This window comes from Providencia rettgeri, from assembly GCF_023205015.1.
Lineage (GTDB): Bacteria > Pseudomonadota > Gammaproteobacteria > Enterobacterales > Enterobacteriaceae > Providencia > Providencia rettgeri_E.
Window position 1 is genome coordinate 4,122,133 of the sequence record NZ_CP096258.1, and the last position, 17,095, is coordinate 4,139,227.

Annotated in this window: 15 protein-coding genes; 8 read left to right on the top strand and 7 right to left on the bottom strand. The window is 41.7% G+C overall.

Annotation, left to right across the window (positions count from 1 at the left end; genetic code table 11):
* Position 1: 1 nt before the first annotated feature.
* Together tamB and tamA are read right to left on the bottom strand one after the other, a co-directional pair.
* Complete coding sequence (gene tamB, locus M0M83_RS18870) at positions 2–3,778, bottom strand: autotransporter assembly complex protein TamB (protein ID WP_248467182.1); 3,777 nt, start codon at positions 3,776–3,778, stop codon at positions 2–4.
* Positions 3,775–5,517 (bottom strand): autotransporter assembly complex protein TamA, encoded by a 1,743-nt coding sequence (gene tamA, locus M0M83_RS18875; protein ID WP_213913375.1) that lies wholly within the window; start codon positions 5,515–5,517, stop codon positions 3,775–3,777. Before tamA ends, tamB begins: the two co-directional genes overlap by 4 nt.
* A 133-nt stretch (positions 5,518–5,650) precedes the next feature.
* Here tamA and msrA point away from each other — a divergent pair, with 133 nt between their 5' ends.
* Both msrA and M0M83_RS18885 read left to right on the top strand, forming a co-directional pair.
* The gene (msrA, locus tag M0M83_RS18880) at positions 5,651–6,292 is read left to right on the top strand and encodes a peptide-methionine (S)-S-oxide reductase MsrA (protein ID WP_248467183.1); all 642 of its coding nucleotides are present in this window, start codon (positions 5,651–5,653) and stop codon (positions 6,290–6,292) included.
* 253 nt (positions 6,293–6,545) lie between these two features.
* Positions 6,546–7,913, top strand: coding sequence for a hemolysin family protein (locus tag M0M83_RS18885; RefSeq protein WP_125890689.1), 1,368 nt, complete (start codon positions 6,546–6,548; stop codon positions 7,911–7,913).
* Positions 7,914–7,988: 75 nt separating this feature from the next.
* Here the strand turns inward: M0M83_RS18885 and M0M83_RS18890 are convergent, their stop codons facing one another.
* The gene (locus M0M83_RS18890; RefSeq protein ID WP_004905964.1) at positions 7,989–8,195 is read right to left on the bottom strand and encodes a DUF1107 domain-containing protein; all 207 of its coding nucleotides are present in this window, start codon (positions 8,193–8,195) and stop codon (positions 7,989–7,991) included.
* 290 nt (positions 8,196–8,485) lie between these two features.
* Between M0M83_RS18890 and M0M83_RS18895 the strand changes: the two genes are divergently transcribed.
* Positions 8,486–9,046 carry a YtfJ family protein gene (locus M0M83_RS18895; protein WP_248467184.1) on the top strand — a complete coding sequence of 187 codons (561 nt, stop codon included), beginning with the start codon at positions 8,486–8,488 and terminating at the stop codon, positions 9,044–9,046.
* A 169-nt stretch (positions 9,047–9,215) separates the two neighbouring features.
* On the opposite strand, the gene qseC is transcribed toward M0M83_RS18895, so the two are convergent.
* Positions 9,216–10,577 carry a quorum sensing histidine kinase QseC gene (gene qseC, locus M0M83_RS18900; protein WP_213913420.1) on the bottom strand — a complete coding sequence of 454 codons (1,362 nt, stop codon included), beginning with the start codon at positions 10,575–10,577 and terminating at the stop codon, positions 9,216–9,218.
* Positions 10,577–11,239, bottom strand: a complete 663-nt coding sequence (qseB, locus tag M0M83_RS18905) for a quorum sensing response regulator transcription factor QseB (RefSeq protein WP_213913377.1) — start codon at positions 11,237–11,239, stop codon at positions 10,577–10,579. The genes qseC and qseB overlap by 1 nt, the downstream gene beginning before the upstream one ends.
* Positions 11,240–11,416: 177 nt before the next feature.
* Here qseB and M0M83_RS18910 point away from each other — a divergent pair, with 177 nt between their 5' ends.
* From M0M83_RS18910 to mqo, 4 genes are all read left to right on the top strand, one after another.
* Positions 11,417–11,821 carry a YgiW/YdeI family stress tolerance OB fold protein gene (locus M0M83_RS18910; protein WP_213913421.1) on the top strand — a complete coding sequence of 135 codons (405 nt, stop codon included), beginning with the start codon at positions 11,417–11,419 and terminating at the stop codon, positions 11,819–11,821.
* Between the two features lie 115 nt (positions 11,822–11,936).
* A complete protein-coding gene (nudK, locus tag M0M83_RS18915; protein WP_125890692.1) occupies positions 11,937–12,527 on the top strand; it encodes a GDP-mannose pyrophosphatase NudK in 591 nt (196 codons plus the stop codon).
* 315 nt (positions 12,528–12,842) lie between these two features.
* Positions 12,843–13,232, top strand: a complete 390-nt coding sequence (locus M0M83_RS18920) for a cupin domain-containing protein (RefSeq protein WP_213913378.1) — start codon at positions 12,843–12,845, stop codon at positions 13,230–13,232.
* Positions 13,233–13,240: 8 nt separating this feature from the next.
* A complete protein-coding gene (gene mqo / locus M0M83_RS18925; RefSeq protein ID WP_125890694.1) occupies positions 13,241–14,734 on the top strand; it encodes a malate dehydrogenase (quinone) in 1,494 nt (497 codons plus the stop codon).
* 44 nt (positions 14,735–14,778) lie between these two features.
* Here the strand turns inward: mqo and cysQ are convergent, their stop codons facing one another.
* Both cysQ and M0M83_RS18935 read right to left on the bottom strand, forming a co-directional pair.
* Positions 14,779–15,519 carry a 3'(2'),5'-bisphosphate nucleotidase CysQ gene (cysQ, locus tag M0M83_RS18930; RefSeq protein WP_213913379.1) on the bottom strand — a complete coding sequence of 247 codons (741 nt, stop codon included), beginning with the start codon at positions 15,517–15,519 and terminating at the stop codon, positions 14,779–14,781.
* A gap of 124 nt (positions 15,520–15,643) precedes the next feature.
* Complete coding sequence (locus M0M83_RS18935) at positions 15,644–16,264, bottom strand: peptidylprolyl isomerase (RefSeq protein WP_125890696.1); 621 nt, start codon at positions 16,262–16,264, stop codon at positions 15,644–15,646.
* Positions 16,265–16,482: 218 nt separating this feature from the next.
* Between M0M83_RS18935 and M0M83_RS18940 the strand changes: the two genes are divergently transcribed.
* On the top strand, positions 16,483–17,082 hold the full coding sequence (locus M0M83_RS18940) for a LysM-like peptidoglycan-binding domain-containing protein (protein WP_125890697.1): 600 nt from the start codon (positions 16,483–16,485) through the stop codon (positions 17,080–17,082).
* Positions 17,083–17,095: the final 13 nt, after the last annotated feature.

Here is a 17,095-nt window from a genome sequence, read left to right on the forward strand (position 1 = left end):
TCTAAAACTCAAATTGGTAAAGGAGATCCAATGCCTGATTAACACCAGACACAGCTTCTAAATACAGTTTTGGCATCAACCGATAACGTAAAGTTAACGTCGCCAATGAGTCAAAGATACCAACTCCATACTTCACTTGTAAATCATTAGTGATCTTACCGCTTACAACGACTTGAGAACCATCCCCCACACCTTGGGTATCGACGGCTAAATCAGAGACTCCAAATGTCTCACCAATTTTACCCACGAGTTGCCCACTTTGTGCTACACCTAAGCCTATTAACATAGATGTCATTTGTGAACCATTTGCGTCCCCACTGTCTAAGCCCTCTCCTCTTAATAAGTAAGACAGCGCTTCTTGCTGTGTTTTCGCCGGTTCAGAGAATATCTCTACTTTTGGTTTATCCGCAAGGCCTGTGACCTTCACCCCGGCAATCACGTTATCTGCGGTATTGTCTGGGTTACGAATCGCTTCTAAGTTTAAGAATGGTTGGTCTGCAGGGCCCGAGAACTGAATTTGGCCTTTACGGACAATCAAATCTTGCCCATAAGCACGGAAACGGCCAGCCGGAATATCTACTTGACCATTAATGTGCAAGCCATGGATATTCTGAACCACTTTCAATAAACCGGTTAGGCGTGCTTTTAAGCCAAATGCGTCTAATTGCACATCGTTGCCAATTTTAATATCCAAATTGGTCTGAATAGGAATGGATGGCGCTTTTTCCTCAATTGGCTGTAAATTGCTATCTAACATCACCACATCTGAAGACGCGCTTACCGCCGACTCAGGGAGTTCTTGAACAGTAATTCGAGCCCATGGAATATTGACGGTACCCTTTAACGTGAGTACCGAAGGTGATGCATCAAATACAATATCCGGTTGAACATCAATTTGGATCATCGGCGGTAAAGAAACGCGGAGGTTATTACCTCTCGCCATGACTTTTGCGCGCCATGCATCAATATTTCGCCAGTCCGCATCACCATCAATGTTCAGATAGCCCTCTGGCGTGTTTATCTGACCATTCATTACTGAGCTTGTGCCGTTGAAATTAATGCCTAAATGACCACTTTTGATATCAAACGGGATCATTGCCGATCTCACTTCTAAACTCGATAGCGCTAAATTACCATTTAATAATGGGTTATTTGCTGACCCACTTAAACGTAAATTCGCATTTAAGCTACCATTCGCCACCTCTTTCTGGCTTAGCAACGGCTTGATTAAATCTAATGTAACCGAATTAATTTCAACATTACCCGACAACAAACGACGTTTCTCAATATCAGACACTTGGATATTGCCGCGCATTTGCCCATTATTCGTTAGCCCAAACAGCCAGTTAAGGTCTGCCTTGCCATTTTTTAAGCCCGCACTTAACGTTAAGGTATCAAAAGCAATAGGTAAACGAGTACCATCCACAAACTGAACCGCTTTGACATCATTTCCTCGCAAGTCCAGCTTCACTTGTGGCATGCTACCATCTGCTTTCCAAATGGCATTAGCTTTACCCGTAAATACGCCACTGACTCGAGTATCTTGTGGCATAAATGGTTTGATCATGGCGAGATCAAAACGTTCTAGCACGATATCCGCGCTACCACTTTTACCGGCTTTAATCGGTTTTGGTACACACAAACGGGCATTCGGGTTAACCCAACAATGTCTGCCAATGGTCACTTCTTGTGTTTGGTTGGCATAATCGAGTGACATCGCTTGGTTTAAGCGCCATTCACCCACCACCGTATCAAATAAGGTGTTGGTTAAATTCCCTTTCCACACTTCAGTCTGCCGGTCAAAACTGCCTGCTAATGCTAATTGACCCGAAACTGGCTCACCCTTCATATTCAATTTTAACGTATGCTGTTTTTCACTGCCTTTCGCATCTAAAGTCAGGTTACTGACGACAAGGTCACCTTGTTTTAACTGACGCAAAACAACAGATAGGTTCCCTTTAATTTGTTCGCCTGTTGCCACATTTCCTTTGATAACAACATTTTCGATAGCGAGGTCATCCTGCCACTTCACGCCGCGTGCAGTGAGGTCAACAAGCGCTTCTGGCGTCTCTAAATTACCCCGTAATTTCATATCACCGGCAATCACGCCACCTAAGCCAGGCAGCAAACCATTCAGTTCAGGGGCATTAATTTTGGCATCAAGGTTCCATTTATCAGCAAGGGAGCCTTTTATATCGACATTATTTTTACCCAGTGCCAAATTAAAGTTTGGAATATCCCATTGGCCTGCTGCGTTACCTTTGGCTTTGCCGCGCGCTTTCAAGAGATTATTTTTGACATTACCATCCAAAATAATTTCAGGGATATCTAACTGCCAGCTACCACCGTATAAACTTCCACGAGTGGCAATCTTGCCATCCACTTTAGCAGGCCATTCAGGGTACTGTTTAGCCGTATTAATACCCGACAAGGTCAATACCGCATTCCAACTAATCGCCTTACTCCAGTCCGCTACACCTGTAATATCTGCATTACCCTGTAAAGCGGCTAAACGTAAGCGAGTTAAATTAATTTGCTCTTCATTACCTTTCGCATCTAATAGCAAGGTAGAGGGAGGGAGATCCTGCCCAGTGATCGCTGAACGTACAGACATATCATAAGCCGATGGCCGGCCATTTAGGCGCAGACGAGTCCCATCGAGTTGATATTGCGCCTCCCCCACTAACGGCCACGTTAACTTATCACTTTCTAATGTAAGCAAAATAGGTAGGTCTGCTTGTGACAAATCCGTTTCTGCATCTAATTTCGCATTAATTGGCCCGTGTAAGTTCAATGCCAATTTTAGCTCATCAACCAAACCGCCTTTTAAGGAGAGGTCTATTTTTTGCCCATCTAAATCCTCTAAACGGCTTTCCCCCACGACCGACAATGAGACTGGCCATTTATCTTGCAATGTTGCTGTGCCAGATAACGCAATATTCCCCTGCGGTGCATCGACTTTTAACTGTTTAACTAAAACTTGTTGCCCTTCATTCGAAAGGCTCAAGTGTAATTGGTTAATTTTAAGTTCAGTCGCTCCCGTTAATTGAAAATTCGAAGCATTAATGCCATCAACATTTAAATCAACAGGTAAAATAACTTCTGGTAATTCAGCGAGTAACGGTTTAGAAAATAGCGCTTTTAATTCGTCCGCTAATGATTTTTGTTCATTAACCGGCGTTGGCTCTGGCTGTTTCTCTTCAACGACGGCATCTGATTTGGTTTCAGGTAAATTAATTGCCAAATCCATGATATCGGTTGGAATGATAGTGATCGCTTTTCCTTCCCACGTGATCCCTGTGGTAAATTTGGCTAAATCGATGTCCATGCCATCCACATTGACGTGCGTTGAAACCAAAGCCAATTGATTCAAACGAATAGTCAAAGGTGCCTTGAGTTCGGTCAAAGGTTCAGATGGTGGCGTTTCTTCAGCAGGGGGAAATTGGGTAGTATCGACAGTAACAGTGACATTTTCCGTGCCTAAGTTGTCGACACAGAGTTCACGACTGGTTAAACAACCTAAACGTACCGCTAAATTTAATTTCCCTGCGTTAACATCAACCCCTGGCATTTGGTATTTAACGCCGCTTAGCGTTAAGTTACTAATATCCCCGTCAATTTTATCAATGGTTAATTCAGGAACAAAGCGTGTCGCTGTATTTAATGCAAAGTGAAGACCAGACTGGGTTCCAATCACCCAACTGAGTGCGGCAACAACCAGAACAAGAATTAATAAAATGGAAAGACTGGTCCATTTTAGCCACTTCAACCACCTCATAACTCAGTCCCCAAGCCGATATAAAACTGTATTTTGTTGTTATCTGGATCACCGATAGGTTTTGCTAAGTCTAATTTTATCGGCCCAACCGGTGAGACCCAGCGGATACCAATTCCCGCACCCGTTTTAAAATCATTATCTTTAAAATTATCAACGGCTTCACCACTATCAATAAAGGTTGCTCCCCACCAATTCCCTGTAAAGTTATATTGGTATTCCACAGAGCCTACCGCCAATTTTGATGCCCCTGTTAGTTTACCTTTACTATCTTCTGGCGAGATCTTTTGATAGCCATATCCACGCACGCTGCCGTCACCACCCGCAAAGAAACGCAAGTCCGGTGGAACTTTGTCGAAGTCATTGGTTTCAATCCAACCGATATTTCCACGAACAACAAAGCGATGACCTTCCCATGGCGTTCTGATCCATACATTTTTGGCTTGTAGTACAGCGAAGTCGATATCTGAACCCCATATTTTATTCGAATAATCAATAGAATAACGTTGGCTATCACCCCATGTTGGCATCACACCGCCGCGTTGGCGAATGCGGCTCACATAGGCCCCGGGATATAGCAACATGGTCGTATTCGTCACGTTGGCTTGGGTAAAGTTACTCAGCATCCAACGCATGTTTACACCATACTGCCAACCGGATGAATAATCCCAATTACGAGACACATTCAAGGTTGTTGTATTCGCTTGGGTATCATTTAAATCTGTCCGTTTAAAGCCCCCTTGAACCGCATAATATTGCTCAAGCGGGTTCGCTTTTAATGGAATTTTATAGCTCGCATCAATTAATTGTTCTGGTTGGGATAAACTAATATTTGACGTTAAACTCTGCCCACGGGAGTTGATCCACGGCTTATTCCATGTCGCTTTAACGCGAGGACCTACATCTGTTGCATACCCCCCACCAAGCTCAATAAAATTTTTGGCTCTAGGCGTCATCACCGCTTCCATCGGCAATTCATAGGAGTTTTCTTTTCGAGCACTCACGATGCGAGGCGTCACAATCGCAGAAGTGAACCAACCTGTTTCTGCTAACCGACGATTAAATTCAGCGAGTTGCTCTGATGTGTAGTATTCCCCTTTTTTGAAAGGCGCAAGGTTGTTCAGGTAATCTTCACGAATTTGTGAGCCTGAATAAGAAATGGCACCAAACCGATAGCGTTCACCACTGTTAAAATCAAAATCCCAATATGCCGCATGGTGATCAAGAGAAATACCCAATTGGCTTTTCTCCATCATCGCATCAAAATAACCTTTACGAACCGCTAAGCTGTTAAAGCGCCCTTTGAATTCTTCGTATTCGCCATCATTTTGAACAGTATCAAGCTTTGGCGTATATTGTTTGAGCATCTTTTCATAGGCTGGATCCGTTTTTGCTCCACCTTGTAACTCAACATTCACCCCTTTTAATAAAATAGGTTCCCCAGGAGTGACCTTGGCGGTTAAAACGGACCGAGCAGGCGGGGTTTTTTCTTCATAGCTAAACTCAACCGTGGGTTGGTAATAGCCTAAAGGCTTTAAACCTTCTTTAATTGCTTTCTCAACACGGGCTCGAAAACGGCCGTTTGGCACAACTTCATCTTGCGATATATTAGATAGCTGTACACGAACGTTTTGATTAAGTTGTCCTTCAAGGCCTTCAATATTAAGACGAAGATTAGCTGCGTGTGCCACTGGCACTGCCGCAGTTAGGCAGAGAAAACAAATTAGAGGGTATTTCGACACGCCTACTCCTAAGGTGATTGTTCGATTGACTAAATACTTCATATCAATTTATTTTGAGTAAAATTCGCCATAGACACAAGTTTTCATCCCCATTTTTAGATTATTTGTACGGTCAATATATATAGGAATCATTATGCCTTTTAATAAATTTCACTCTGCAAGTATTGCACAACCTCTGCCCGGCAGAGCAACTGCTATGACCTACTCACCATATCATGCACTTAACCATCATTCGATTGAGATTATTCCTAAGAATATGAAAGTTGCTTATTTTGCCATGGGCTGTTTTTGGGGAGTCGAACGACTATTTTGGCAGCAAGCTGGTGTTTATTCAACATCTGTAGGGTATTGTGGTGGTGTGACCCCTAACCCTACCTACGAAGAAGTTTGCTCAGAGCGAACTGGCCACGCAGAAGCGGTTCGTGTTGTTTTTGACCCGCAAATTATCAGTTACACCCAATTATTAGCTTTATTTTGGGAAAACCATGACCCCGCACAAGGTATGCGCCAAGGGAATGATATGGGGAGTCAATATCGTTCTGCCATTTATACTGTGTCTGATGAACAAGACCAACAAGCGATGGAGACACTGCAAGCTTACCAAGAGGCAATGAAAGCACAACATGACCCTCGTGCAATCACAACCGAAATAGCCCCATTAGACACTTTCTATTTCGCAGAAGATTACCACCAGCAGTATTTATACAAAAATCCAAATGGATATTGTGGATTAGGAGGAATTGGTGTTTGTTTACCACCTTCATTAAAAAGCTAAATCAATAGGTTAGTGCTGTAAATTCACTTTACAAATCGTTCAGGCTGTCTATCTATATTACTTAAGGCAGTTTGAATGATGATGAATATCTAGGCAGATAAATCACCTCAGTGCTATACTCATGCAACATATCAACAATTTGCGCATATTGCGCAACATATATTTGCATACTCAATATATTAAAATACACGAGACTATGCCTTCAGAGATCTTTGAATTTAATGGATTCTCCCTTTGATTGGCTGGATAACTTATGCTCAACAGTTTATTAATCGTTCTATTATTATGTGCAATCAGCGCATTCTTTTCTTTGTCAGAAATTTCTCTGGCAGCTTCCCGCCGTATTAAACTTAAGCTCATGGCCGATGAGGGCAACATTAACGCGGCTCGCGTGCTTAAATTACAAGAAATGCCGGGAATGTTCTTTACCGTCGTTCAAATTGGTTTAAATGCCGTTGCTATCCTTGCAGGTATTGTCGGGGAATCTGCGTTTTCTCCTGCTTTGTACGATATCTTTATTCAGTTTTTATCCCCAAGCTGGGCCCAACAAGTTTCATCCATCCTATCGTTCACCATTGTCACGAGCTTGTTTATTTTAGTGGCTGATTTAACGCCAAAACGTATCGGTATGGTAAAACCTGAAGCCATTGCTATTCGTATCGTGAATCCGATGCGCTTCTGCTTAGTGATACTGGGCCCATTCGTTTGGTTTTTTAATGGTCTCGCTAACCTAATTTTTAAATTATTCAAATTACCTACATCACGTAATGAAGACATCACTTCTGATGATATTTTTGCGGTTGTTGAAGCGGGTGCTGTCGCGGGTGTGTTACGTAAGCAAGAACATGAATTAATTGAGAATGTCTTTGAACTAGAATCACGTACTGTACCATCGGCTATGACCCCGCGTGAAAGTATCATCTATTTTGACAAAAACGAGTCAGAAGAAAGTATCAAACATAAAATATCAACCCAGCCACATTCTAAGTTCTTGGTCTGTGCGGGGGATATTGACCATGTTATCGGCTATGTTGATTCAAAAGAATTACTTAATCGTGTACTCAATGGGCAAAGTTTAAGCTTAAAAGAAGGTGCTCACATTAGAAATACGCTAATGATCCCTGACACCTTATCACTATCAGATACCTTAGAAGCCTTTAAAGCAAATGCGGTCGATTTTGCTGTTATTCTCAACGAATATGCATTGGTCATGGGTATCATTACCATCAATGATGTAATGATCACTTTAATGGGTGATTTAATTGGTCCAGGGCAAGAAGAGCAAATCGTGGTCCGTGATGAGAATTCTTGGTTAGTTGAAGGTGGAACACCAATCGAAGATGTGATGCGCATTTTGGATATTGATGATTTCCCTGACTTTAGCAACTATGAAACCATCGCAGGGTTTATGATGTACCGGTTAAGAAGAATGCCGAAGCGGACAGATTATGTGAAATATGCGGGTTATAAATTTGAAGTCGTCGATATCGATAATTACAAAATTGACCAACTACTCGTAACTCGCCTTACTACGGTGCCATCACCTGTGGTTGTACAGCCCGGAAAAAATACTATTGAAACGGCTGACGCAAAACAACAAACAAAAGATACTGAACATTAGTGCTTGATAGCGAAGCCGTTTCTTTCAATGCGCCACCCATGTGGCGCGTTGTTAACCAAAACCTTCTTGATTAACCTAACCCAGTTCCGCCTGCAATAATGAAACCTGTTTATTGACCTCACTCATCACATTGTAATGGCGCTTATCACTGATTTTAGGTGGTAGAATTTTCCCATAATTAAACTCAAATGCCCCAAAATCCTTAATATAGAGCCTGCCACGGAATAGCGTTTTGACGTAAAGAGCAATCTTCGATGGGTTATAACGGTTAAAAATTTTCATTAGAACTTTGCCTCCCCTTTGTTCTTACGATATTCAATAACTCATACCGTACAATAATCATAGACCAGAAATTTTTACTTTGGTTCTAAAATTGCAGTTTTATTCAATTTGCTGACATAACATGACACTGTAAATTAACTGTTAAAACCCCATAAACTTTGCTTTTATTCTAAATTTTAAAAAAATGTTAAATTACCTCTTGAAACTCATCCGATGAGCTATGCTATAAATAGTCTTCATCAGACAAACCACTAGGCTCACATGGCAACATCATCAATCAAGGGGCTTTTATGATAAGAAATTATTTACTTTTAATATGTTTGCTTGGGGTATCAGCAGTAGCTTCTGCAGCAAATATTCAATTAAACCAATCTGTTTCTGCTATTTCCGTCACCGATAAAGGTGAGCTTGTGATGAATAATGAAGGGAAGTTGGAGTATCAACCGTGGAAAAGCCAACAACTCGTTGGGAAGGTGCGTACTATACAGCACATTGCAGGCCGCTCTTCAGCAAAAGAGCTCAATGCCCCCTTAGTTGAAGCTATCAAGCAAGCCAAATTCCCTCATGATACCTATCAGACAACGACAATCATTAATACCGATGATGCAATTTTTGGTACTGGTGTCTTTGTTAAAAATAGCGTTGAAGATAGCAAAAAAGAGTTTCCTTACTCACAATTTATTGTTGATAGTGAGGGGACAGTAAAGAACGCATGGGGCTTGAAACCAGAAAGCTCGGCGATCATCGTATTGGATAATCAAGGAAAAGTGTTGTTTTTCAAAGATGGTGAATTAAATACCCAAGAAATTCAAAAAGTCATTAGCTTATTAGTCTCATCGCTAAACCAATAAGGGCAAACTTTTACTATGTCGTCGTGTGGGTCACTTCGCACACGACGTCTGTAATTAACCCTATCTCGCTTGAGCTAGAAATAGTGAGTTATGCTAAAATACCCTTACACTAAATATGCATAATTATGATTAATTTTTTCATAAACAAGCATGGCTAATGTGCTCATTATCACGTTTTTATTTCATTCCAATAGACTTTGGCACAAAATCCACCATTAGTACCGTGAGTAAAAATAACCTGCAAATGATGCAATTGTGCAACTCGTTTAACAATAGAGAGCCCTAAGCCACTCCCTGTCTTTTCTTGCCCCGGCGGACGATAAAAACGTTCACCTAGGCGCTGTAAAACCTCAGGTGTCACGCCATCACCATCATCTTGAATTTCAAGATGATCTGTATACAAAATAATCTCAACTCGCCCCGCTATTTTTCCATAACGTATTGCATTATTGAGTAAATTTCTCAGTAACGCGTTGAGTAGTAATGGTTGGCCTTGAAAATCAGGGGGGCAACTAACTAACGTGTTTATTATCGTTGTTTGCTGCTCTTGAGCTTCGGGCTCCACATCTTTTATCGCCGATTCAATTAATGCGGGCCAAGATACAACTGTAATATCATCGAGTTGCGTGGATGATTCTAGCCGAGACAACATGAGTAGTTGGTCAACAAGCCTAGTCGCCCTATCAATACCTTCCGATAAATTCGCCACTGCATGGTTACGAACCGCGTTATTATTCCCCGCAATTTGTACCACTTCCGCCTGCACCCTTAACGCTGCGAGTGGGCTACGTAATTCATGAGCAGCATCCGAGGTAAATTGTCGCTCGCGAGCAAACATGTCATTAATACGGCCAAACAACACATTCATAGAGTCAATAATAGGTCTGACTTCACTAGGAATACGCGTTACTTGTACTGGGGTTAATTCATCGGGTTTTCGGTGATACAACTGCTTTGCTACATCCTTCAATGGACGTAAAGCTCGTGTAAGCAGCCATAAAAATAGCAATAACATAATTGGCAAAGCAATTAACCAAGGCATAAATTGTGCCACCATAATATCGGTTGCCATTTCTTGCCGGTATTCCCACTCCTGCCCTACCGCGATAACATATTGACCATCTTGAGATTTTAGCCATACAAAGCGCCAAGGATCGTCACTTCCTTCGATCATTCCATCCGTAAAACCTTCTCGTTTAAATTGATAGACAATATCTCTACCATTATCACCGTCGTTTAAAACCATTTCACCAACAGGTGTAAAGATAGCAAATGCCAGTGCATCGTCATCCTGATGCCCGCGGTTCTTGCGTAATAATTTTTTGGTTTTAGTCAGTGAAGGCCGGCTCAATTCGAAGTCTGATGGCAAAACAGATAACCGTTTAGCAAACGCCATTTGCTGGGTATCAAACAGTTCATTGATCGTTTTATAGCTTTGATACCAGGCTAGCGAACTGGCGATCCCCCATGTCAGCAAAGCTAATAGGAGTAGCATTAACGTGAGTTTCAGCCTAAGACTAAATGTCTTCATCATGTATCATCACCTAACCGATAGCCTACACCGTGAATAGTTCGAATAAATTTATTACCTAATTTACGTCGTAAATGGTGGATGTGTACCTCAACCGAGTTACTAGAGACTTCCTCATCCCAGTTATATAATTTTTCTTCAATTAAAGGGCGAGAAAAAACTTTATTTGGGTTATGCATAAATAAAGACAGTAAAGCGAACTCTTTGCCTTTTAGCTGTACAGGCTCACCTTGCTGTGTCACCGTCATTGCAATTGGGTCCATTTCGACATCGCCATGCGTAAGTTTAGAAGACAGCTGCCCACTTCTGCGGCGGATCAACGCTTGCAAACGCGCCATGACTTCCATTAAAGCGAATGGTTTACACAGATAATCATCAGCCCCTTGCTGAAGCCCTTGAACACGTTGATCCAATGCATCTCGTGCCGTCAAAATCAAGACAGGCTCATCACGCCCTTCTTTGCGCCAATGTTTTAAAATATCCATGCCATCAATATTGGGTAACGAAAGGTCGAGTACAACAGCATCATAAGGTGCATCAAATACAGCCAGTTGTCCTTGTTTACCATCCATAAACCAATCAACCGTAAACCCTAGCTGCGTTAAACCCACTTTTAAACCGTCACCAATTAACCGGTCATCTTCAATTAAAAGAATTCGCATAATCTCCCCCACAACAGAATATTATTATATTTATCCCATCAGCCTTAAGATGACTAGCTATTATTAATAAAATTAAAAATATAATTCGTTAGTTAAGTTTCTTAAGATCCTGTTAAGATTTACTTGGTTTAATACCCTCCATACAAACAAATTCATGTCCATTTGGAGATACTGATGATGAAAAAATTACCTATAATCGCTTTAGTCGCTGCACTCGCAAGTGCACCTGTTTTCGCTGCAAATGGTGGATTTGACGGCCCAGGCGCGGTCACAAATACAACAACTCAAACCTCTAAAACGGGTGGTTTTATCGGCCCAAATAGTGGGGAAATGACGGTTGCAAAAGCGCTTGATATGTCAGATGACAGCTGGGTTATTTTACGTGGGAATATCGTCAAACAACTCGACCATAAACATTATGAATTCACCGATGGTACTGGCACTATTAATTTAGAAATCAGCGAAAAGCGTTGGAATGGTGTAAATGTGACGCCAAAAGATAAAGTTGAAATTCGCGGTAAAATTGATAAAGACTGGAACTCAAGAGAAGTCGAAGTTAAACAAATCCAAATTATTAAATAATTCACCACGTTTACAATGGGGCCTGCTTTAAAGCAGGCCCCATCTAAATCCTATTTTATACAGAAATTAACAGTGCTACATTAACAAAATCATTTTTGTTTTTTAAGGCTGCTTAATGACTGTAAAACGTCCTAACATACGAAATATTCAAGAGAAACTACTTTCAGATAATTGGTATATTTTAAAAAAATATACTTATGAGTTACAACGACAAGATGGTAGTTGGCAACAGCAAGAGCGCGAAGTCTATGACAGAGGAAATGGCGCTGTTATTTTGTTATATAACAAAATAAAGAATAGCATTATCTTAATTCGGCAATTTCGCATGCCAGTTTATGTGAATGGATATTCTGATTTCCTAATCGAAGCCGCCGCTGGCTTACTCGAAAACGCCTCACCAGAAGCTCGTATTATTGCTGAAACAGAAGAAGAAACAGGTTTTAAAGTCGATAAAATTCAGAAAGTTTTTGAAGCCTTTATGAGCCCTGGCTCAGTCACCGAGAAACTCCACTTTTACATCGCTGAGTACAGTGATAATAACCGTCAAAATGCAGGTGGCGGGCTGGAAGAAGAAGGGGAAGATATTGAAGTGTTAGAGTGGCCTTTCCCTAAAGCCATTGATGCGATAAAAACGGGAGAAATTGTTGATGGTAAAACCATCATGCTGATCCAATACCTCGCTCTAAACTCTATTCTAAAAAGCTAATCCTTTTTTCATAGCTCATAATGATAAAATAACATCATGGTGAGCTTTTCTACTTTTTACCCATCATTAAACGAATAATGAAAATAAAAATAAATCATAAAAAGATAATCAATTTTTATGATTTTGTTTTTTAATTAAAAATTAAAACCATAAAACTAAGATAAAACATATTTCGCTTTGACCTCTTCATTAAAAAACCTTAAATTTGAATAATATTAATTTTATTTATCATCACTTTAAGAGTCTTATTTTTGCATCCAATAAATATCAAATAATTGTTATATATTACAGTCAGTGATTAAGGAGCTAAATAAAATGATACGCTGCGTTCGTATGTGGACAGGAGAAGATGGAAATTCTCTATTTGAAGAAGGCACTCTTGAGCTCAATAATGTCACAGGTGGAGATAGCCAGACCTCCCCCATTGCAGCTAGTGAGCTGACCTTCCGTGAAACAGTTTCCGGTGGCTCTTTTGATTGGCATCAAGACCCAGTCCCTCGTTATGTCATTACCCTTTCAGGCACTTTAGAATTCGAAACTAAAGATGGCTCTAAATTTATCATCAATCCAGGTGATATTTTACTGGCACAAGATAATACCGGAACCGGCCATAAATGGCGGCTTATTGGTGATGAACCTTGGCGTCGTGCTTATGTTGTCTACCAAGAAGGCACCGACCTTAGCTTCACTCCAACACAAAAATAGAGGCCATCATGAATAAACCGATTGCTGAAAATGTCGATATAGCCCTCATTGGCGCAGGGATCATGAGTGCAACACTGGGTACATTTCTCAAAGAACTTGAGCCATCACTGACGATCGCCGTTTTTGAAAGGCTAAACGACTGTGCTCAAGAAAGTTCCCACCCGTGGAACAATGCGGGAACAGGGCATGCTGCAAACTGTGAAATGAACTACACGCCACCAAACCCAGATGGCACGGTGGATATTAGTAAAGCGCTTGAAGTTAATACAGAATTCGACCTCTCTCGCCAGCTCTGGTCTTACCTAGTCACCAAAGGAAAAATTAAAGATCCACGTGACTTTATTCACCCATGCCCACACATGAGCTTTGTTTGGGGTGAAGACAATGTAAAATTCTTAAAACAGCGCTACCAGCAGATGTCTGCTCACCACTGTTACCACAACATGGAATACAGTGATGATCCAAAACAGATCAACGAATGGGCGCCACTGATCATGGAAGGCCGCGACCCTAAAGAAGCAATTGCAGTCACCCGTGTTAATACAGGCGCTGATGTCGATTACGGTGCGCTAACGCATTTATTAATCGCACAATTAAGCGAACAATCCGGTTTTTCTATTCACTATAAACATGAAGTCATTGATGTTAAAAAAACCGCCGATGGCAGATGGAATATTGAAGTTAAAAACCTTCTGACCCATGAGAAAACGATCACTTCCGCAAAGTTTGTGTTCGTGGGTGCAGGTGGTCGGGCGATCGAGTTACTACAAAAATCGGGGATCCCAGAAGGAAAAGGGTATGGAGGGTTCCCCGTCAGTGGGATCTGGCTGCGATGCGATAACGAAGAAATTGCCTCTCGCCACCACGCTAAAGTTTACGGTAAAGCAGACAAAGGCTCACCACCAATGTCTGTTCCACACTTAGACACACGCATTATTGGGGGGAAACGCTCTCTCTTATTCGGGCCTTATGCCGGTTTTTCGAGTAAATTCCTTAAGCACGGCTCGTATTTAGACCTGTTTGAATCGGTGAAATTGAATAACCTTGAACCAATGCTTGCAGTAGCGAAAGATAACTGGTCACTTGCAGAATACTTAGTAGGCCAAGTCCTGCAAACATCTGCTCACCAATTTGCCATGCTGCAACAATTCTACCCAGAAGCTCAGCATGAGGATTGGAAAGAGGTGGTTGCAGGGCAACGAGTACAAATTATTAAACCTGACCATGATAAAAAAGGGGTCTTAGAGTTTGGTACAGAATTGATTACCAGTGCGGATAAATCATTTACTGTATTAATGGGTGCATCTCCAGGGGCATCGACAGCGGCATTTATTGCATTAAATGTATTAAAAACCTGTTTTGATGAGCAACTCAAGGCCGATGGCTGGGAAGCACGCTTAAAAGAGATCATTCCAACCTATGGAATTGATTTAAAAACGGATGCAAAAGCCTGTTTAGATATTCGTACTGCGACTGCTAAAGTTCTAAAACTAGATAATTAGTAACTAATTAGGTTGGGAAATAACTTCCCAACCTTTATTAAGGTTTAGAATAGAATCACCCGAAAGCCTGGGTTCAAAAAAGACTCCTTCGGTGTGTAATCAAGCGTTTTCCCATTCCAATCAACCACTTTAGCACCTGCAGCAATCGCAATCGCATGTCCAGCCGCGGTGTCCCAAATATTCGTCGGCCCAAAACGTGGATAAAGCTGCGCTTTTCCTTCTGCGACTAAACAGAACTTGAGTGAAGACCCAATTTCGACTGTTGTGTGTTCACCCATTTGTTTTAAATAATCCATTAATTCATTATCTTGATGGGAACGGCTAATAACAATAACCGGTGGTTTAGCATCATTTACATGAATAAGTTGCTTATGACCACCTTCTTCCTTCCATGCTTGATTGCCTTCAGCGTAATACAGCAACCCTTTGGCCGGGGCATATACCACCCCCATTATTGGCACACCATTCTCGATAAGTGCGATGTTAACCGTAAAATCCCCATTACGATTAATAAATTCTTTCGTTCCATCCAATGGGTCAATCAACCAATAACGTTGCCAATTCTGCCTAATTGGCCATTCTGGCGGGTCTTCCTCGGACAATTGCGGGATATCAGGAGCAATACGAGCAAGACCCGCAGTGATCACATTGTGGGCGGCAATATCAGCCTCGGTAACAGGCGAATTATCACTTTTGTGTTCAACCTGTAAAGGTTCTTGCGCATTATACGTTTCCATAACCGCATAACCCGCTTCTTGAGCTAATTCGCAAATTTGCTGTAGCATATTATTCACCTCTCTGATAACCCTTTACAGCAAGAGTAGCAATTGTGTGAAATTAACGCCATAAAAAAAGCCCCAAAGTCCAAAGACAATGAAGCTTTTTAGCTGTGAATTAAACTAACAGAAATTATAAAATTTCAAGTAATTCAACTTCAAATACTAATGTGCTGAATGGCGGGATTGATGCGCCTGCGCCACGCTCACCATAAGCTAATTGATGAGGAATATATAATTCCCATTTAGAACCAACAGGCATCAGGGTCAATGCTTCAATCCAACCCGGGATAACACCGCTTACAGGAAACTCTGCTGGCTGCCCACGCTGTACTGAGCTATCAAACACAGAGCCATCAATTAAACGGCCTGTATAGTGAACACGAACGCGATCTGTACGTGAAGGAATAGCACCATCACCTTGGTTAACGACTGAAAATTGTAAGCCAGACTCAGTCGTTGAAACACCATCACGCTTTTGGTTTTCATCTAGGAATTTTTGGCCTTCTTCCGCTAATGCTGCCTGACGCTCAACACGAACGGCATCTGCACGCTCATGAATTTCACGCAGTGCTTTATGCAATGTTTCAACAGGCACTGATGGCATATTGCCTTCTAAAGCGTCAACGAGGCCGGCTAAAATTGCATTTGGCACTAAACCTTCTAGCCCTGACTCTAATAATTGCTGCCCAACCTGTAGACCTATGCCATAACTCGCTTGAGCTTCTACCGAATCGAAATTTTGGTTTGCCATGAAAACACCCATATGATTTTGAGAAAAACCAAGAATAGCAGCCCCATCCTTATGGGTAAACCCAAACAATGAATCTAAAGAATAAAACTGATTGATTCCCTACAAATTTATTCAGTGTTCTCTGAAAAATTCAGCCAAACGCTAAAAATGTCTAAAAAGGGTGCTAGTATGCGTATAAATACAGCCTAATTTACTCATTGCCTCATCAAGGAGGAGTGATGCTTAAACTTTCAAAATTTCATCGCTATGGCATTGCACTACTCGCCCTAATTGTTGTGGTCGCTTTCTTTTGGCCTGCTAGCGATAAGTCCCCTAGCGATATTGTCCAAAACCAGCCTATTGTCATTCCTCCACCCACAGCTCCTGAGGTCATGCCTGAACCTACGGTTACACCACCAATACCTGAACCAGTACCGGCACCTGAAGGTAATCCCCCACTTTTACCTACTGAGCCTGAAATTATCCCAGAGCCTATTGAGCCTGAGCCCAATCAGCCTCCGGCGGTGACTTCACCAGAGAACACGCCAGAGCCCAAAGCTCCCCGTCCTTCCGCTAATGAATGGCAAAGCTACCAAGTACAAAAAGGGAAAACGCTTGCGCAACTGTTCCGCGATAATAACTTACAAGCCAATGACGCTTTTATTATGGCTCGCGTTGAAGGTGCCGAAAAACCACTGAGTAATTTGCGCCAAGGGCAAAAAATTCGTTTAAAGGCGAACAAAAAAGGTGAAATTCAATTGCTAGAAACAACGGCATCTGATGGGAAAACATATAGTTTCGCGCGGTTAAGTGATGGCAGTTACTACCGGACTCCGTAGTCATTTTAGGGTG